17 protein-coding genes are annotated in these 18,609 nt (G+C 70.1%); 3 read left to right on the forward strand and 14 right to left on the reverse strand.

The genetic code is table 11. The features are described from left to right. Window positions 1-225 precede the first annotated feature (225 nt). The 3 genes from BKA00_RS20735 to BKA00_RS20745 all read left to right on the forward strand — a co-directional run bounded on the left by BKA00_RS20735 (window position 226) and on the right by BKA00_RS20745 (window position 2,466). Entirely contained in the window at window positions 226-768 is a 543-nt protein-coding gene (locus tag BKA00_RS20735) for a MarR family winged helix-turn-helix transcriptional regulator (protein ID WP_185027403.1), read from the forward strand. Between the two features lie 333 nt (window positions 769-1,101). Continuing rightward, window positions 1,102-1,740 (forward strand): aggregation-promoting factor C-terminal-like domain-containing protein, encoded by a 639-nt coding sequence (locus BKA00_RS39110; RefSeq protein WP_230299314.1) that lies wholly within the window; start codon window positions 1,102-1,104, stop codon window positions 1,738-1,740. 36 nt (window positions 1,741-1,776) lie between these two features. After that, window positions 1,777-2,466 (forward strand): TetR/AcrR family transcriptional regulator, encoded by a 690-nt coding sequence (locus BKA00_RS20745; protein ID WP_185027407.1) that lies wholly within the window; start codon window positions 1,777-1,779, stop codon window positions 2,464-2,466. 77 nt (window positions 2,467-2,543) lie between these two features. On the opposite strand, the gene BKA00_RS20750 is transcribed toward BKA00_RS20745, so the two are convergent. The 14 genes from BKA00_RS20750 to BKA00_RS20815 all read right to left on the reverse strand — a co-directional run bounded on the left by BKA00_RS20750 (window position 2,544) and on the right by BKA00_RS20815 (window position 18,609). After that, the gene (locus BKA00_RS20750) at window positions 2,544-3,695 is read right to left on the reverse strand and encodes a TrbL/VirB6 family protein (RefSeq protein WP_185027409.1); all 1,152 of its coding nucleotides are present in this window, start codon (window positions 3,693-3,695) and stop codon (window positions 2,544-2,546) included. A gap of 104 nt (window positions 3,696-3,799) precedes the next feature. Continuing rightward, window positions 3,800-5,092 (reverse strand): PucR-like N-terminal domain-containing protein, encoded by a 1,293-nt coding sequence (locus BKA00_RS20755; RefSeq protein WP_185027411.1) that lies wholly within the window; start codon window positions 5,090-5,092, stop codon window positions 3,800-3,802. Window positions 5,093-5,344: 252 nt separating this feature from the next. Next, window positions 5,345-6,544, reverse strand: coding sequence for a PucR-like N-terminal domain-containing protein (locus tag BKA00_RS20760; RefSeq protein WP_185027413.1), 1,200 nt, complete (start codon window positions 6,542-6,544; stop codon window positions 5,345-5,347). Window positions 6,545-6,937: 393 nt separating this feature from the next. Continuing rightward, window positions 6,938-7,741, reverse strand: coding sequence for a hypothetical protein (locus BKA00_RS20765; RefSeq protein ID WP_185027415.1), 804 nt, complete (start codon window positions 7,739-7,741; stop codon window positions 6,938-6,940). 485 nt (window positions 7,742-8,226) lie between these two features. After that, complete coding sequence (locus BKA00_RS20770; protein WP_185027417.1) at window positions 8,227-10,338, reverse strand: DUF6801 domain-containing protein; 2,112 nt, start codon at window positions 10,336-10,338, stop codon at window positions 8,227-8,229. An 80-nt stretch (window positions 10,339-10,418) separates the two neighbouring features. Further along, window positions 10,419-11,102 carry a hypothetical protein gene (locus tag BKA00_RS20775; protein WP_185027419.1) on the reverse strand — a complete coding sequence of 228 codons (684 nt, stop codon included), beginning with the start codon at window positions 11,100-11,102 and terminating at the stop codon, window positions 10,419-10,421. Window positions 11,103-11,543: 441 nt separating this feature from the next. Further along, window positions 11,544-12,245 (reverse strand): hypothetical protein, encoded by a 702-nt coding sequence (locus BKA00_RS20780; protein ID WP_185027421.1) that lies wholly within the window; start codon window positions 12,243-12,245, stop codon window positions 11,544-11,546. A 76-nt stretch (window positions 12,246-12,321) separates the two neighbouring features. Next, window positions 12,322-12,873, reverse strand: a complete 552-nt coding sequence (locus BKA00_RS20785) for a hypothetical protein (RefSeq protein ID WP_185027423.1) — start codon at window positions 12,871-12,873, stop codon at window positions 12,322-12,324. A gap of 19 nt (window positions 12,874-12,892) precedes the next feature. Then, complete coding sequence (locus BKA00_RS38320; RefSeq protein WP_221493237.1) at window positions 12,893-13,654, reverse strand: hypothetical protein; 762 nt, start codon at window positions 13,652-13,654, stop codon at window positions 12,893-12,895. Window positions 13,655-13,673: 19 nt separating this feature from the next. After that, window positions 13,674-14,264, reverse strand: a complete 591-nt coding sequence (locus BKA00_RS20795) for a hypothetical protein (RefSeq protein WP_185027425.1) — start codon at window positions 14,262-14,264, stop codon at window positions 13,674-13,676. After that, window positions 14,261-14,818 (reverse strand): hypothetical protein, encoded by a 558-nt coding sequence (locus BKA00_RS20800; RefSeq protein WP_185027427.1) that lies wholly within the window; start codon window positions 14,816-14,818, stop codon window positions 14,261-14,263. Before BKA00_RS20800 ends, BKA00_RS20795 begins: the two co-directional genes overlap by 4 nt. Beyond that, a complete protein-coding gene (locus BKA00_RS20805) occupies window positions 14,815-16,065 on the reverse strand; it encodes an MlaD family protein (protein WP_185027429.1) in 1,251 nt (416 codons plus the stop codon). The genes BKA00_RS20800 and BKA00_RS20805 overlap by 4 nt, the downstream gene beginning before the upstream one ends. 1 nt (window position 16,066) lies before the next feature. Next, window positions 16,067-17,371 (reverse strand): MCE family protein, encoded by a 1,305-nt coding sequence (locus tag BKA00_RS20810; protein WP_185027431.1) that lies wholly within the window; start codon window positions 17,369-17,371, stop codon window positions 16,067-16,069. After that, the gene (locus tag BKA00_RS20815; protein ID WP_185027433.1) at window positions 17,371-18,609 is read right to left on the reverse strand and encodes an MCE family protein; all 1,239 of its coding nucleotides are present in this window, start codon (window positions 18,607-18,609) and stop codon (window positions 17,371-17,373) included. Before BKA00_RS20815 ends, BKA00_RS20810 begins: the two co-directional genes overlap by 1 nt.

Genomic DNA, 18,609 nt, shown 5'->3' on the forward strand with positions numbered 1-18,609 from the left:
GTACCGCGGGGGCGCCCTCGTCATGGTCGTTCGCGCGCCACAGCGGTCTCGGCCGAGACCGGTACCACAGGCGACTCCGCGCACCCTCCAGAGCACACGGGCTCCGCCTGTGATTTGAGGCACTCTATTGGAAGAAGGTCTAAGAAGCGAGTACTTACATCTGGTTTTGTCCGAAGCTACGATCAGCCGGTGCAGACCGAGGCGCGACGAGGCGTAGAAGAAGAGATGGACGACCGCGTGGACCCGCTGGTCATGGGCGTGCGCGACCGCTGGGAGGGCCAGGGCCTGCTCGGCGATCCGTGGCCGTTCCTGGCGATCTGTTCGGTCGGGCGGCTCAACCAGCTGCTCAAGAAGGCCCTGGACGTGGAGCTGAAGCGGCTGGACCTCACCCGGACCGGCTACTTCCTGCTGACCACGCTCGCCCTCACCGTCCACGGGCGGGCCCGGCTGAGCACGCTCGGCCGGATCCTGATGATGCACCCGACGACGGTGAAGCTCACCGTGGACCAGCTGGAGGCCTCCGGGCTCGTCGCCCGGACCCCGCATCCCCGCGACCGGCGCGCCACGCTCGTCGAGATCACCGCGGCGGGACGGGAGCGGGCCAACGAGGTGAGCCGGGCGCTGGAGGCGCCCGAAGGCGCGCTCGCGGCGTTCGACGGGATGCACCGGGAGCTGTTCGAGGCGCTGCAGCCCGCGCGCCTGGCCGCCGGCGACGTCGAGCTGCTGAACCCCGGCGGCGAAGGCGGCCGTGGACGACGGGCCGGGTGAACCGGGTATCGTCCGGCCTGCGTACTTGCTCATCGAGAGCACCACACCCGGGCGATAAGGCAGTCTTCTCCTATGCCACAGAGTCGCGGCACACGCAGACGTCCCGCCGAGGAAGCCGGAGGCGCCCAAGGGAGCGCGGGGGGTCGCCGCGGCTCCAGGAGGGCCGGCACGAGGCGCGCCACGCGCGTGCCGGAGCCGCGCACGCCGGCTGACGCCCGCGGTACGGGGGGACCTTACGGATCGGAGCCGCCCGAGCCGGACGGGCGGCGCGACCCGTACGGAAAGCCGGAGGCGCCACGGGAGCCCCGCGAGGGCGGGCGGCGCGTCCGGCGGGTGCTCACCAGCAACGTCACCATCACGATCGTGGCGATCGGCGTGCTCGGCGGTGCGCTGACGGTGGTCGACCTCGGCAGCTTCGTCGACGACGCGAGCGATCCGCCGAAGGCCGCGAGCGCCGGCCTGTCCACCAACGACATGCTCGCGAAGCTGACGTCGGCGTCCGACATGGACAAGGTCGCGGCCGACGCGGTCGCCGTCGCCAAGGAGCGCGCCTACAAGGAGCACCAGCGCGAGCTGAAGCGGCTCAAGGAGAAGGCCAAGCGGGACGCGGCGGCGCGGGCGAAGCTCAAGGCCCAGCAGGAGCGCGAGCGGCTCGCCAAGTCGAATCCGAGCGCCGGGCAGAACAAGGCGTACGGCAAGAAGATGAACGAGCTGAAGGGATGGGGCCGCTGCTGGCCGTCCCTGCTGACGCTGTGGAACCACGAGAGCGGCTGGAACGAGCGGGCCGAGAACCCCTCCAGCGGCGCCTACGGCATCCCCCAGGCCCTGCCCGGCTCGAAGCTGGCCAGCGCGGGCTCCGACTGGCGCACCAGCTCCCCCACCCAGATCGCGTGGGGGCTCGGCTACATCAAGGCGCGCTACAAGGACCCGTGCCTCGCCTGGGACTGGTGGCAGGCGCACAACTGGTACTGAGCCCAACGGGGCGGCCGGGCCTGGCACCATAAGGGGATGCGGACGAGCAGGGCGCGCCGCGCCGGCACCGAGCGGGCGACCGGCGCCGAGCGGGCGGGCGGTACGGGTGAGGGCGCCGGAGCCGAGGGCGGCGGAGGCCGCCAGTGGGCCCGCGCCGACGCGACCCGCCAGGCGCTGCTGACCGCGGCGCTGCGGGTCTTCGCCGACCGCGGCTACGCCGACGCGGGCATCGCCGAGATCGTGGAGCGGTCCGGTATCAGCGTCGGCAGCCTCTACCACCACTACGGCGGCAAGGCCGGCCTCTACGTCGCGCTGTGGGAGGACCTCACCGAGGAGCAGGAGGCGAGCGCCGCGCAGGCGGTGTCCGCCGCCCGCAGGGACGGCGAGTCCGACCCGATCGCGCTGTTCATCGAGGGCGCCCGCGCCTACCTGCGGGTGTGCTGGGAGCGGCGCGAGGCGGCCCGGCTGTTCCTCGCCGGGGAGGGCCCGTCCGGGTCGTCGCTGATGCGCCGCAGCCGCGCCCAGCACTGGATCGCGCAGAACACCAAGCTGCTGCGCGGCCCGTCCGGCGACGTGCCCGCCGGACGTCCCGAGCAGGTGCTGAGCCTCGTGCTCACGACGGTGATCGGCGAGGCCGGGCGGGAGATCGCCACCGCCGAGAACGAGGCGGAGGCGGCCGAGATCATCGACGAGGTGTGCCGGATCCTGATCCGGCTGGCCCGCTGACCTCCTGACCTCCTCGCGCAGGGCCTCCGCCGGCGCCACAGCGGACTCTGGGAGCCGTGGCCCGGCGGACGCGCTGGTCAGGGGCGGGCGGTGTGCACCCGGCGGACGGAGAGCCGGATCGGGGGGACCGGCTGGAGCGGGCGCGGCTGCCGGGCGCGGGCGGGCTGCGGCGGGAGCGTGCGGAGCCGGGCCGCGGTGGGGCGCTTGTCCGCGACCCGCGATCCGGCGGCGCGCAGGCGGCGGCGCGCGGCGAGCGGGACGCGGCCGTCGGAGCGCCTGATCAGCCGCATCCGGAGCAGCAGGAGCACCACCCCGGCCCCCAACGCGGCGAGGAACCCCGCCTGGAGCGCGGTCAACTCCTCGATGGTGAACGGCTCGGGGGGCAGCCTGCGCAGGTTGGACACCGGGACGAGGGGCCCGGAGGCGGGCGCGATCTGCGGGGACTCGGCGGACACGATCGGCGGCAGCGCCACCTGCGGCCCGGTCATGCCGGCCAGGGGGTTGAAGTCGGGCGGGGTCAGCGGCGGGACGCCGGGCGTCGTCGGGCTGATCCCCGGCGGCAGCGCCCCGGACCCGGACGTGATGATCAGCTTGTAGCTGCGGGACACGCTCCTGGCACCGGCCGCCGAGACGGCCGCACGCAGGGTGATCACGCCGGGCTCCGCACCGGACGGGGCCCGCACGGTCGCGATCGCGGAGGCGCCGCCGGATCCGACACTGCCGAGGGACTGCGTCCGGGGACCGACCGTGGCGCCCGAGGCCGACATCCGCAGGACGATCCCGTTCGCGGTGGCGTTCGCCGACGCCACCCGCACGGTCGCGGTGATCGAGCCGCCGGGCCGCATCGTCGCCGCCGACACCGTCAGCCCCAGGGACAGTACCGGCGTCTTGGGCTTGCCCGGGCCGGCCGGCGGCTTCGTGGGCGGCTTCGTCGGCGGCTTCGTCGGCGTCTCCGTTGGCGTCTCGGTCGGCGTCTCCGTTGGCGTCTCGGTCGGCGTCTCCGTCGGCGTCTCCGTTGGCGTCTCGGTCGGCGTCTCGGTCGGCGTCTCCGTCGGCGTCTCGGTCGGCGTCTCCGTCGGCGTCTGGGTCGGCGTCTGGGTCGGCGTTTCGGTGACGGTGGTGGTCGGCGTGGGGGCCGGCTCGTCCGCGAGAACCGGATGGACGCCCACCATCCCGATGAGCGTCACCGCTCCGAATCCGGCCAGGAGCGAAGCCGATCGTGAACGCACCCCGAACGCACCTCCGCCGCATTGCGATTATTCGCCGAATTGCATTGGATTGGATGGAAGCATGCGGCGATTCGGGGAATCAACCCCGCAGGTCAAGGTTCGTTTCAGGTGCTCATATCGCGCCGATCGGATATCGGGCGATTATCAATCGGTGCTCGTTCCCGCGCGGCGGCGCCATCCCGTCCGGCGCTCGTGCCGGGCGGCCGGGCGGCGCGTTCGCGCAACCGCGTCGCACGCAGCACGGCCTCGATCGCGAAGCGCGCCTCACGGTCGGTCAGCCGGTCGCCCAGGACTCCTTCGACCTGCCGCATCCGGTAGCGGACGGTCTGCGGGTGGATGCCGAGCTCCCTGGCGATGTCGTTGGCGGTGCCGCGGGTCACCAGCCAGGCGTGCAGGGTCTCCAGCAGGCGGTCGCGCTGCCGGGGGCTGAAGCCGTCCATCCCACCGAGGTGGCGGTGCGCGAGCTGGTCGACGAGGGCCTGGTCGGAGAGCAGCCAGAGGGTGATGAGGTGCTCCTCGCAGTCGGTCACCGGGGCGTCCTCGATCACACCGGTCTCCACCAGGCCGAGGGCGCACCGCGCCCAGCGCAGCGAGTCGGCGACGCCCGCGATCGGCACGGTGAGGCCGATGACGAGCTGCCTGTCGGGCAGGACGCGGAGCAGGGATCGCCGGCGCTCCGGGGTCGGCCTTCCGGGAACGACCAGGAACGGCTGGGTGGCGGTGAGGTCGGCGAGCACGTCCTTGTCCAGGAGGGCCCGGACGTACCGGGCGCCGGGCGGGGCCACGACGGCGGTCGCCTCGTCCGGCAGCGTCCACCCGGCCCGTTCGGCGGCCTCGGCCAGGACGCGGGACGACACGTCGCGGCGGAGCAGGAGCTCCAGCAGGCGGCGGCGGTGCGCCTCGGCCTCGCCGTCCGGGCGGGCGTCCACGTAACCCTCCAGCGCGAGCGCGGCCAGTTCGTCGATGTAGGCGAACAGCGCGTCGGCGAGCTGGGCCATCACCTCGGGCGACAACCGCCGGCGCGGCCCGACCTTCATGATGCGCCGCCACGCGACCTGGACACCGATGCGCAGCGCGGCCTGGAGGGTGTCGAGCGTCCGGCCCTCCTGGGCCTCGAAGCGGCCGAGCCTGCGGTAGGTCTCCTGATGGCGCACGCCCGGTTCCAGCGGGTTGGCGACCCGGTCGACGAAGTCCGTCAGGGCACGGTCGACCCCGATGCGCAGTGCCTCGACGTAGGGCCCCTTGAGGGGACGCCCGTACTCGGGGATCGACCGGCGCACCTCGTCGATGATCTCCCCGGCGAGGCTGGGCAGTTCCGGGCGCATCAGCACGGCGAGCCGGCGTGGCAGCCGGCCCGGGCGACTCGCCGCCTCCCGCGTCAACGTCTGCTGTGCCATGGGGTCGGCACACCTCCAGACACCGCCATCGCGAACGAGGGGTGTTCCGGGCGGGGCACCCGGTCGTCCGGATGATCGGCCATATGGCGTCAACACCGAGGGCGCGCCGAGCGGGGACCCTGCGCACCCTCTGCATTCTGTGAGCTGAAACACGTCGAACTTAGATCATACGAAATCCAGCAAGGTAAAGGGAAGGTAAATTCACCAGGCTGTGGCACGGTAGTCACATTCAGCGCCCATTAGGGGCCGGTCTCATTTCAGTGCGGGGCCGCGCTCCCGCAACCGGTACGCGCGCAGCACCGCGTCCAGCACGAAACGCGCCGCCGGGTCGGCGAGCTGCCGGTCGAATTCCGCGCTGATCTGCCGCATCCGGTACCGGACGGTCTGCGGGTGCAGCCGGAGCCTCTGCGCCGCCTCCACCGCGTTCCCCTGCGCGTCCAGCCACGCGCACAGGGTTTCGGTCACGCGCATACGCCGGGTGCGCGGCATTTCCGCCAGCGCGCCCAGTTCCCGGCGGGCGAGCTGGTCGAGCAGCGGTCCATCCGAGAGCAGCCACAGCTCCAGCAGGTGCCGCTCGCACAGTGTGGGGCCGCCGTCCTCCAGGCAGCCCGCCTCGACCAGCGCCAGCGCCCGCCGCGCCCAGCGCAGCGAGTCGGCCGCCTCCCCCAGCGGGACGGTCAGCCCCACCGCGGAGCGGCGGTCGGGCAGGGCGCGGCTCAGCATCGCCGCGCGCTCCGGGCCGTATCCGCCGGGGATGAGCAGATGGGGCTCGGTGTCCGCGAGGTCGACGAGCACGTCGCGGTCCATCGCCTCCCGGACGCACCGCGCGCGCGCCGGCATCGCGACCATCGTCACCGTGCGGGGCACCGCCCAGCCGGCGGCCTCGGCGGCCTCGGCGAGCGCGCCGCTCGCCGCGCCGGGCCGGAGCACCATGCGCAGCAGCCGCCGGTGATCGCCGGGCAGCTCGTCGGCGGACGACCGGACCTCCAGGTAGCCCCCGACGGACAGGGAGGCCAGCTCGTCGTTGTAGGCGAACAGCGCCTCGGCCAGCCGCGTCGTCACCTCCGCGGGCAGCCGCCGCGTTCGCGCCACGGCCGCCACCCGCCGCCACGCGACCTGCACCCCGACCCTGTAAGCCGCCTGCAGCGCGTCCAGCGTGCGCCCCTGGTAGGCCGCGCTGCGACCGAGTTCCCGGCACAGTTCGTCGCGCCGTTCGTAGCCGTCGCCGCCGCCGGAGACCTGGTCGACGAAGGCCGCCATGGCCTGCTCGACGGTGATCCGGTAGGCGGCCGGTTCCGGCATCCCCTCCTGGCGCGCGTACTCGGGAACCGACCGCTGGACCTCCTCGAGGATCTCCTCGGCCAGCGAGGGCAGCTCAGCACTCAGAATGGCGATGACCTGTGGCGGGAGAGCTCCGGGACGTCTCCCTCCCCCAACGAGGGCCCTCGTCATTCGCTCCTCCCCTCGCACCGTTCAAGAAAAGCCTCGATAAAATGTAACCCACACCACGGCCATCGCACATCATTACCGAAGGGATCCCGCGCCTGAATGGCCGCGACACTCACCGGCCAACAAGAATGGCCTGATTGAATGATCAGTCGGAGACAATCCGGAGAAGCACCGTGCCACGACCGTTGCCGTCCGGCCGCCCCAGGCCGCCGATCACATCCGCACGCAGCCGGAACTGTCGGCCCAATTCTGTCACCGTGGTCACGTCAACAGTTCCGGCGTCCATCTCGCGCCTTCCGCCGGCCACGGGTTGCCGATCGCCCTGTTCGGAACCTCGCCGGCGGTCCCGTGCCCGCGGGGTCGCCGCGGGCACGGACCGGTCGAACGGGCTCAGCTTCAGAGCTGGCTGTAGTTCTTCGACACGAGGTACTCGTTCTGGATCATCGTGTTCTTGCCGGCCGCCGAGGGGAATCCCCCCACCTGGTTGACCAGCCAGTCGGCGACGCCGCCGCCGAACAGGCACCCCTTGGCACCGGGCACCGCGAACGAGTTGCCGACGTGCTTGGCCTGGAGCACCGGCGGCGTCGAGTCCGGCCGCGCGATCGAGAGACCCTCGCCGGTGATGGGCGTGTTGGGGGCCGGAGGGCTGGTGGTCCCGGTGGTGAGGCTCACCCTGATCGGGTTGCTGTTGGTGCCGACCGTGCAGTTGCTTCCGAGGAACGGGTTGATGAGCCGGACCTTCAGCCCGATGTTGATCTCGAAGTTGCTGCTGACCGGCATCTCGAAGACGCCGGCGTACTCGACCTTGGCGTACACGGCCGACAGGAGCGGGTCACCGAACAGGCCGGGCTGGACGAGCATCTTCGGGGCGTTGATCCCGCCGAAGACCGTCTTGGTCTCGAAGGTGCTGGGGTTGAAGGTGTTCGCCCAGGTGATCCTGATCGGCTGCTCGATCTTCTGGTCGAAGTTGCCGACCTTGAACGTGCCGCTGGTGACCACACCCACCCAGCACTGCGAGTAGTCCGGCGACGCACCGTCCGGGAGGGGTGGACAGTCGGAGAAGCTGAAGCTCGACGGGATCGGGTCCGGGTTGGCCGCCGAAGCGGGGGAAGCCAGGCCGACGCTGAGCAGCGCAGCACCGAGCACGGCGGGAAGCGCCAGCCGGGAACTGCTTCTCCGGAAACGAATGGACTTCACCATTTCGTCCTTTCTTCTTGCTGGGAGAAACGGACACAGAGCGCCGGACAGCCACAGTGTGATCCCAGCCGACGCGGAACCGTGAAGCGGATCCCCAACGTGAAAGATCCTCGATTCCCAATCGGAGAGTAATACCGAAACATTGTTGGGTTCAATACATCGCAACTCACGAATGTGAAGATTTTTTCGCCTTGTTAGCGAATATCAATACCGGACACCCGGGAACAGGTGATATTGTCACCGACCGCATATCACCGGCGGTTGGCGCTCAGCCCGGACTCGTTCGGCACATGTTCGTCAGATGCCGGGGAGCGGCGTGGAGCTGCCGTACTCGCTGCAGGCCGGCGACGGCCTGCAGCGAGCCGGCCTGGCGCTGCCGTCACCCGGGGTGGTGCGGGCAACGATGCGGCCAGTCCTGGGGGGCTGAGGACTTCGGCTCGAAGTCCGATCGCGCCGAAACGAAAGGCCCGTGGTGATGGCGAATTCGGTCAGGGCGAAGTGATCCGCTGGGCGGGATCGAAGACGAAGTCGCCCTTGTACGAGTCGAAGACGCTATTGAAGTCCGTGAACCCCGGGATAGCGCACGTCGAGTTCGGCGAGGGTTTCAGATTATGTACATTCATGGAGAGGGTCCTGTTGTCATAGGAGCCTCCGATATACCCAGGGACTTCACGCTGCCCCGGGAAAAGAATTGCTGACAGGTTGTGGGATATCCGAAGCGTGCACGGCTCCCCTGCGCCGGCGTCCACAGCCGCGTTGAGCCGCATGCCGTTGATTTTCATCTCCGGCCGGCCGGTCGCCGAATTTATGATCATGCTCAGCCACAACGGGCCGTCTTGGGTGACCTTGTCCTCTACCTGATAGACGACGCCATCCGACGTCTCCACCTCGCAGCCCTCGAGAGACATATCCCCCTTGGCCAGCCTGAAGCGCGACTGCCAATGCCCCTGTTCAAAATTGAACCGCATGGTCGCCGACTCGCACCTGAACTCTGAACTGTCCCAGGAGTATGCCAGGGTGAACGGTTTCGCGACTGCGGTGACAACCCCACCCGGGCTTACGGTAAAGGTTTGAGGAAGCGCACCCGCCTCGTTCTCGCAACGGTTGCCAGTGGTGACCTCACACCAAGGTCCCGATTCAAGATTCGCATAGTTTCCCCCACCGGAGACACTGGCGGTGAGGATCGGGCTGAGATCTTCGGTCACCCCGCAACCAGAGAAGGAGGGGATCGTGACGTCTTCGGCGATGAGCGGCTGCCCGCTCTCGTACTGAGTCGTCCCGGTTCCCAGAGTTCCCATGAACCCGGTCGCAGAAAGCGAGGTGGCGCTTGTCATACATTTATCGCCGAGATCGAGCGGCACTCCGTTGACCTCGGCCCCGCCCGCCTTGATGCGCACGTACGCACTGGCTCTGAGCTGTTGTCTGTCGACACTCTCGCCCGGTATGTCGAATTCAGTCGAAAGTTGCTGGAGAATCCGCAGGTTGCCGGTGATCGGATCAGTCGCGCCGCCCTTCGGAGAACCAACCTGAACAGCTTCTGCCACTGCGCGTGTCGGCATAAAGCCGAAACCCAGCATCGTGGCGGGAGTCGGGTAGGAACGGTTGATGAAGTATCCGCGGTACTCCTGCCAGTTCGGCCCGAAGACTATATTTCCCATATAAGCATCGGTCAGTGCACGAGCATTGGTTTCGAAAGCGACAGGAGCAGCGTTTCCGGCCTTTTTTATATTGAAGTATCCCGTGGCTTTGATGCAGTACATCAGTCCGGCAGCAGGGTTGTTACTCAGGCTGCTCGGAACTTCCGGGGATTCGAAGATCTCCGCCAGCTTGCGATCGTCACTGATGGCGTACCGCGGATCTTCCCCCCGAGCAGGGATCAGCTTGCACAACCCCTCCTGGGAGGCGGTGGGCTGACGGGGTGCCGCGCTCGACGCGCCGGGAACCGTCCCCTCGCCCCCACGCTGGACCCGTACGCTCCCGAGCACCGATGCCTTCTCCGCCGCGCAATGCAGCGTCAGTCCCGCCGTGTCCTTCCCCGTCGTCGTGTCACCCGGCACCAGCGACAAGTCCACCGCCCCGGCAGACCAGGAGAGCCCGCCCGGCGCCTCGGGAACCACCGGCGGCGCCACCCCGCTGCCGGTCAGGTGCACGGCCTCGTCACCCCGTGGCGGTGCGGCCGCCAGAGCGAAAGCCGGCCACCCGGCGCGCCGATCGCCACCCGGCTCGTGAACCGCGACCTGGATTTCCGCGACCCCTCCGAGCGCGGGGGAAGGCGCGGACGACGGGGTGACGCTCGTCGCCGGTGGTGTCGCCGCCCCGCTGGGGGAAGTCGCCGAAACCTCCTTCACCAACTCGGGAGGGAGCCCCACGTCGATCTTGATGGTGCCCAGCTGGATCGGCTGGCCGACGGTCCCGGTCGACGGGACGGTCGTTTCGATCCGCAGCGCCACATCATGTGTTCCGGACTTACCGGAGCAAACATGCACCATGTCGGAGCCGATGTCCGCGATCGCCGGTGGGACCGCCACCAATGCGCCACCACTCACGGCAAGGCCCACGACCGCCGCGAGCCGCGCGGCGCCTCGGAACACCTGGTGCATTTCACATCCTTGATCGACGGGGAACCGCACCCGGGCGGCGAGCGCCCGGGTGCGGCTTCGTTCAGAGGCGTGCTCTCACGTCACGTGCGAACGATGGTCGGGCCCTCCTTGGCCGTGGAGTTGACACCCCTCAGCTTGATCACGCCGGCGAGCGTGGCCGTGTCACCGTTCTTGACGATGTTGGTGGGGCACGTCGCGGAGACGCTGGTCGCGACGAGGTTGTTGGTGGACCCGAACGGCAGCGAGAGGGTGCTGGCGGCACCGGCGCTCGTCGGGTTGGTGTGCGTACCGTTGATGAATCCGTTGGTGCTGGTCGAGCCCTGGAACGTCGCGGAGCACGGGATGCTGGGGATGTTCACCACGATCCTGACGCCGCTCAGCCGACCGGGGGTGACTCCCGAAGCGGTCACGCCCGTGGTGGAGAGGGACCACGGCAGGTTCTGAGGCGTCACCGTGGCGATCTGGCTGGAGACCGTGCAGTTGCTGAACGTCAGACCGGTCACCGAGCCGATGGGGTCCGTGAGGCCGGTGCCGACCTTCACCGTTCCGGTGGCCGTCAAGGCCTTCGCGGCGCCCGTGTCGACGCAGGTCAGCACCCCGCCGCTACTGCTGGCGGCCGCGACGGAACCGCTGTTCTCTCCAGTGACGGGCTGGATGGAGGGGGAGGGCACGCCGGGCAAGGTGCTGTTGAGACCGGCCGCCCAGGCGGGGGTCGTGGTGAGAGCGCCGGCGGTGGCCGTGACCGCGGTGATGGTCAGGGCCATTCTCGTGATCTTTCGCATGTGAGTCCGCTTTCCCTTCACGGGGGGGTGGTTTCTTCTTCTCGTAGGGACACTGACCGCGTTCTACAGGTCGAACTCCTCCGGGTTGACGAGCGCAGAACTCCGAAAGCCGAACTTCGTCGACTCCACCACAAGACCACCCAGTCCTGCCGTACTAATATCGAAATATACCCGCCAGTAGTGAACTTCTCAAGAGGCTGTTCGACTTCCCCTTAATGCACCCTGCGCATCCATACCTGCTTTGTCATCGGATTAGTTTTCGATCAAGCTGGATTTATCACCGGATTCGAGTCCCGTGACGATTCAGGGCTCGCGGCCGATCGCGCCGTCCCCCCCTCGCTCATCCTCAGATCCGGAAGGGCGGTGCTGCCGTCGGGGTGGCCGGCGCCCCGGGGGGGCGGTTTCTTGGTCAGAGGCGTGCTCTCACGTGATGGTCGGGCCCTCGTTGGCTGTGGAGTTGACACCCCTCAGTTCGATCACGCCGCCGAAAACGGCCAGGTCACCCCACCTGACGATGGAGAGGGGGCACGTCGCGGAGACGGCGGTCGCGCGGAGGTTGTTGGGGGACCCCACCGGCAGCGAGAGGGTGCTGGCGGCTCCCGCGCTCGTCGGGTTGGTGTGCTTACCGTTGATGTATCCGTTGGAACTGGTCGAGCCCTGGAACGTCGCGGAGCACGGGATGGCGGGGATGTTCACCGTGAACTTGACGTTGCCCAGCTGAGCGGCGGTGACTCCGGAAGCGGTCGGGTACGGGAGGGAGAGGGACCACGGCTGAGGCGTCACCGTGGCGACCAGGCCGGAGATCGTGCAGTTGCTGAACATCAGACCGGTCAGCCAGCCGGTGGGCGGAGGGTCCGTGACGACGGCGCCGACCCTCACCGTTCCGGTGGTTGTCAAAGCCTTCGAAGCGGCCGTGTCGACGCAGGTCATGACCCCGCCGCTACTGGTGGCAAGCGCGATGGAACCGCTGCTCTTTCCAGTGACGGGCTGGGTGGAGGGCGAGAGCACGCCGGGCATGAAGACGCTGTGACCGGCCGCCCAGGCGGGGGCCGTGGTGAGAGCGGTGGCGGTGGCGGTGACCGCGGTGGCGGTCAGGGCCATGCCGGCGATCCTTCCGAACAACACCGTCGACTCCATTCAGTATCGCCCAGTCCTGCCATTCTTTAAGCGGAGATCCCCTGTCAGTGGCATGCTGTTCCACTCACGCCCCGAGGGTGTCGATGGCGGAGATCTTCCATTTGCCGTCGGCGTACAGGGCGTCGACGGCGAAGACGGCCGCGGAGTAGCTCGTCTTGTTCGTGTCGGTGCGGGTGTTGCGTTGGTCGGCGAAGACGAGGAGACGGGCGCGGTCGCCGGTCAGGGTTTTGACCGCCGAGTCGGTGACCGCCGTGGTGAGTACCTGCTTTTGCTGCGGAGCCTGCTTGCGCACCAGGGCGAAAAGCTGGTTGTACTGCTGGACGGCTTTTCCGGTGAGCAGTTCCTGCGCCGCCTTCTCCGTCTTGGCCACGTCGGCGTAGTTGTAGGAGAACACCGTGTTGACGGCCGTGGTCACCTGGCCCTTGACCTCGGCGGTACGGCCATTGTCACTGAGGACGTCGTTCTGCGCGGACGCCGCACCCCTCAGATCACGCTCCTGGGCGTTCGACCAGGCGGCCACTCCACCGAGCGCTATCGTCAGCGCCCCAAGGAGAATGACCAGGCGGGTGCGCGCGGTGCCGGGGACGAACCGTCCGGCCGAAGTGATCGATGCCATTTCGGTTTCTCCTCCCCGATCAGGGCGTGCCGGTAGGGGCCTGGCCGAGCGCCGACAGTTTCCAGCCGTCCGAGGTCCGGGTGAGCTGGCCGGCGAACCGGCGGGTGCTGTCGACCGCCCTGCCGTCGGCACCGGTGATGGTGATGCGGACGGCGGCGATGACGGCCGCCTTGCCCGCCCGGGGGTCGAGTTCGGTCAGTCCGGATTCGAGGATCTTCGCGGTGCTGGTCGTCTTCGCCTTCTGCACCTCGGTCCTCAGCCGGGCCCGGCCCTGGACGATCTGGTCGTAGAGTTGCGCGGTCGCCGAGTCCTGCCACACCTTGAGGCCCGCGTCGACCTGCCGGTGGTCGAGGGTGTTGAGATTGACGATCTCCTGGCCGGCCACGGCGAGCACCCGATCCCGTTCGGCGGCGTAGGCCATCGAGTCGTCGCCGGACGCCGTGTGGTACGACCAGCCGAACCACGCGGCGGCACCGGCCGCGATCAGCGTCACGAGCGACGCGATCCGGATCAGCGGATCCTTGGAGAGGCGGCGCCGGGGCCGGTCGGCCGCGTCCTTCGCCGGCGGCCCGGCGGCCGGCGCCTCACCGGTCTCCTCCTCGGACGGCGACGGCTCCGGGTCCTCGGCGGCCTCCTCTCCCGCGGGCTCTGGAGTCTCGGCCGCGTGGTCCGCGGACGGTTCCGGTCCGAGCGGTTCGCCGGCCGGGGTCTCGGGCTCGTCCGCCCGCGCCTCGCGCTCGTCGGCCACCGGGCCGGCGGTCTTGGTCCTGGTCTCGGTCACCTGAGTCCACCCCTTCTTTTCAGGCGGCCCGGAGGTCGCTGATGCGCCAGCCGTGGTCGTCGCGGGCCGTGACGATGAGCTGGGCAGCGACCGGCGGACCGGTCGCCTTGCCGCCGCGGGTGGCCTGCTGGTCGAGCAGGACCAGCAGGACCGCCGTCCCGTCACGGGAGAGTCTGATCAGACCGGCCTTCGCGACCTTCGTGGTGAGGGCGAGCTTCATGACCGGCGCGTTCTGCTTCACGAGGCCGAACAGTTCGCGGTAGTCACCGACGGCGCGGCCGGTGAGGGCCTCGTTCGCGGCGCGTTCGGTGGCCGCCGGGTCGATGTGGGAGTAGGTGAAGATCCGCGCGACCTTCGCCGAGACGTCGGCGACGACCGCAGCGGTCCGGGCCTTGTCGACGAGTGCGCGGTTGGCGGCCGGGGACCGCTCGCTCCGCCTGCCGGCCCAGGCGTCGACGGCGAGGGCGGACAGGCACAGCGCCAGCGCGAGGGCCACTGGCCACCCGAGCCCGGCCGCCCGCTTGAGTCCGGAGACGAGCGTGCGCCGGACGGCCTCCTTCTTCCGCGGGGCGGGGTCGCGGCGCGCGGGGCGCTCCTCGGTGATGCTCACGGGCCGCTCCCCCCGGGCGCCAGCGCTCTCAGCGAGCTGATCTTCCACACCCCACCGATCCTCCGCATCCCGACCTCGTAGCGTTTGCGCTGCTCGGTGCCCTGGGCGGCGTCACCGGCGGGCTCGGTGAAGATCCGGACGGAGGCGAGGACGGTCGCCTCGCCCGCCGACCGGTCGAGTGCGGTGACGGCGAGTGCGGTGACCCGTCCGTGCGAGGGGGCCTTCTGCCCGGCGAACCTCGCTCGTGCGCCCGGGATGTCGCGTTTCAGTGCGTCGGCGAACGGGCCGGTGGCGACGTCCAGCCAGTGCGTCATGTCCAGCTCCGCCACCTTGGGGTCGATGCTGTTGATCAGCGCCAGATCGCGGACGGCGGTCTGGCTCACGTCGTCCCGCGCGGCGGCGAGGTCGTGGTCCGCGCCCCGTCCGGACTGGAACAGAGACCAGAGCGACAGCAGCAGGAGGACGGCGGCGGCGGCCGTGAGGGCGTAGCCGGCCGGACGGATCCAGCGGATCATCCAGGTCGGCTTGCGCAGCACGGCCGCCACGACGGTCACGGAGCGCCCCCGAGCCCGAGGAGGGCGGCGAGGTCGCCGGACGGCGCCTGCTGCTGCGCCAGCCCGGCCAAGCCGAGCGAGGCGAGCAGGCCGGTCGCCTCCGGGCCGCTCAGCGCGCCCGGCTTGGCCGGCGCCGGGACGCCCTTGCGCGGCGCGTTGGCGGTGCCGCGCACGTTGATGCCGCTGCTCGGGCTCTCCGCGCAGTGCGCGTCGGTGTTGAACGGGGCGGGCGACAGGGTGAGGCCGTCGCGGTATCTGGTCTTGCCGTAACCGCGCGTGCAGGGCTGCGGGTTGAAGAACGTGGTGACCAGCCCCATCCGGAGCTTGCCCCCGTCCACGATGCTGGGGCCGATCGCCGCGACCCGCGGGAGATTGGCCAGCATCTCCTCGATGGCGGCCTGGCGAGGCTCGGCCACGCGGGCGGTCGTGAGAAGGTTCGCCAGCAGCACGCCGAGGCTCGGGTCCAGGTCGTGGAGCAGGCCCGACAGTTCGGCCGCCGCGCCGGGCCCGGCCGTGATCAGCTCGCGCAGATCGGCGTCGGAGTCGCGGAGCCGCCTCGCGAGCAGGCTGGAGTCGGTCGCGAACGCCTTGAACGCCCCCGACATCTCGTTCTGCGTCCGCAGCACCGCCTCCCCGTTGTGGATCAGAGCGCGCGTTTCGGGGAAGGCCGCGTCGGACGCCGAGATGAACCGGGCGCTCGTGTCGAGGAGCTGCTGGAGGTGCGGGCCCTGCCCGGCGAACGCCAGCCCCAGCTCGTCGATGAGGATCCTGGTGTCGTTCAGCGGGAGGGAGGCGGTGAAGTCGTTGACGCTCTTGAGCGTCTCGTCGACCGGCGCCGGGGTGGTGGTGACGCTGCGCGGGATCGTGGTGCCCTGGGCCAGATAGGGCCCGGTGTCGGCGCGGGGCCGCAGGTCGACGTACTGCTCGCCGACCGCGGAGCGGTTCGCGACGATCGCCTGGAGGTCGCGCGGGATGTCCGGCGCCGAGTCGTCGATCCGGAGTTCGGCGATGACGCCGTCCCGCGTCAGGTCGAGCTTGCCGACCTTGCCGACGGTGACGCCCCGGTAGGACACCGCGGACCCTTCGAAGAGTCCGCCGGTGCTGGGCAGGTCGAGCCGGACGGTGTAGTACCCGCGCAGCCCGACGTAGCGGCCGACGTCGGCGTAGTTGACGCCGATGTAGGCGATCACGACGATCGCGATGACGGCGAACGCGGCGATCTTTATGCGGGTGACCAGGGTCAGCATGTCAGTTCCCCTCCCCGAGCGTCGGCAGCGGAAGGGCGGGCTCGCTGCCCGGACTCCCGTTCCCGGGTGCCCGGCTCGGCGTCACCGGTCGCGGCGTTCCCGGTTGCGGCGTTCCCGTGGTGGGGGTCCCGGTGGGCGGAGTCCCCGTGGTGGGAGTCCCGGCGCCGGACACGGCGGCCCCGGAGCCGCGACCCGCCGCCGTGTCCGGGCAGGGCGCCGGCTGCGGGCCGGGGACCGTGGGCGTCGCGGCGAGGGCGCGCGCCTGCGCCCCCTCCTCGTCGTCGAGGCCCTCGAACGGCCCCTCCTCCTTCACCGGCGGAACGACGCAGTCGAAGCCGGGGGCGGCGATGACGGTGACGTAGCCGTTGAGGTAGTCGCCCTTGATCGCCTTGAGCGCCTCGTCGGTGAACGGGTAGGTCAGCAGGATCTCCAGGGACTTCGGCAGGTCGCGGCCGGAGTCGGCGAGCTTGCGCAGGACGACCGCCAGAGAGCGCAGGTTCGCGGCCGTGTCCTCCTTACTGGCGTTGATCGTCTTGACGGCGACGTCCGAGAGCCTCTCCAGCCGGCGCAGCATCTCGACGAGCAGACCGCGCTGCTCCTCCAGCACCTTCAGGCCGGGCGACAGGTCGTCCAGGACGGTCCCGACCTGCCCGTTGCGGGCTCTGACCGTGGACGACAGCCGGTTCAGCCCGTCGAGCGCGTCCACGATCGACTGCCGGTTCCGGTTGAGCGTGCCGGTGAAGGTGTCGAGGTTCCGCAGCGCGGACCGGACCTTGTCCTCACGCCCGTTGAGCGCCTGGTTCAACTCCCGGTTGATGGTCCGGATCTGCGGGAGCCCGCCGCCCGACAGCAGCAGTGACAGCGCGCCGAACACCTCCTCGGTGTCGGCGTTGCGCGTCGTCCGGGACGCCGGGATCACGGCGCCGTCGGAGAGCCGCTGCGGGGACGGCGCCGTCGTCGGCGCGGCGAGCTTGACGTACTTCTCCCCCAGCAGGCTCGACTGCTCCAGGTTGGCGGTCGCGTTCGCGGGCAGGTGCACGTCACCGTTCACGGCGAGCGTCACCTCCGCCTGCCACGCCCCCTTCGGCAGCGACACCTTCTTCACCCGCCCGACCGGGACGTCGTTGACACGGACGGCGGCCTGCGGGACCAGGTTCAGCACGTCCTCGAACCGCACCTTCACCGTGTAGGGGTGGTCGCCGAGGTCGGCGCCGCCGGGCAGCGGGACGTCCTCCAGCCGCACCGAGCAGCCCGCCGTCAGGACGACGCCGGCGGCCAGGGCGGCGACGAGCTTGGGCGTGCGCATCAGTGGTCCGCCTTCCCGCCGGTGCCGGCGTAGATCTTGCCCGCGGGCGGCAGCGGCAGCGCCGGCAGGCCGGTCTCCCGGTTCGGCGCCACCGCGACCAGTCCGCCCCTCTTCAGCCGGTCGCACTGCTCGCGGAGCGTCCGCGTGGCGGACGCCGCCGCGGCGCACACCGGCCGCTGGTCGGCGGCGATCGGGTCGACGCCCGGCTGGTCCAGGCTGCCGAACGCCTTGGTGATCTCCAGGAGGTTGCCGCGCGCCATCAGCGTCCGCGTCTTCGGGTCGTAGGCGCTCAGGGCGTTCTGCGTCACGAGCGGCGCGGTGTCGATGAGCTCGGCGAGGGACGCCCGCTGGTCGACCAGGACCTGGGTGACGTCCGAGAGCTTGCCGACGTTCCGTTTCAGCGCCGCGCGGTTGTCCTGGATGAACCCCTTCACCTCGGCGAGCGCCAGCGCGAGGTTGCGCAGGGCCGCGCCGAGCTCGTCGCGGTCGGCGGCGAGGAACCCGCTCACCTCGGCGAGCTGGTTCTCGGCGAGGCGGATCCGCCCGTCGTTGGCGCGGAGCATCTCGCTGAACTTGTTGAGGTTGGCGATGGTCGCGTACAGGTCGCCGCTGTTGCCGGCGAGCGTCTGCGACGCCTTGCCGAGGTCGGAGATCATGGTGTTGAGCGCCTGTCCGTTGCCGCCGAGGTTGGCGGCGCCGACCCGGATGACGTCCGACAGGGCGCCCTGCGCGTTCACCCCCCGCGGGCCGAGGTCGCCCGAGATCTTCCGGACCGCGGCGTAGAGCTGGTCGAGTTCCAGCGGGGTCGCGGTGTTGCTCACGTCGATGGACGCGCCGTCGGCCATCTTCGGGCCGCCGCCGTAGGCGGGGTCGAGCTGGATGTACCGGTCCGACACCAGGTTCGGCGCGATGACGACGGCGCGGGCACCGGCGGGGACGTCGATGTCGTCGTCCACCCGCATATCGACCTTGACCTTGTCGCCGAGCGGTTCGACGGAGTCGATCGAGCCGACCTTCACGCCGAGGACGCGGATGTCGGAGCCGGGGTAGACGCCGATCGCGGTGGCGAAGTACGCGGTGATCCGGTGCGTCGGCCCGCCGCTCACGAAGGGGACCAGCGCGATCGCGACCAGCAGGACGAACACCGTGACGAGCGCTTGCAGCACCCGCGTCCGGTGGTCGCGGATCGGCGAGCCGAGCTTCGGCAGCCTCACCGGGCGCGTCGAGGAGGACGCCAT

Origin of the sequence: Actinomadura coerulea, from assembly GCF_014208105.1 — a bacterium.
GTDB classification, from domain to species: Bacteria; Actinomycetota; Actinomycetes; order Streptosporangiales; family Streptosporangiaceae; genus Spirillospora; species Spirillospora coerulea.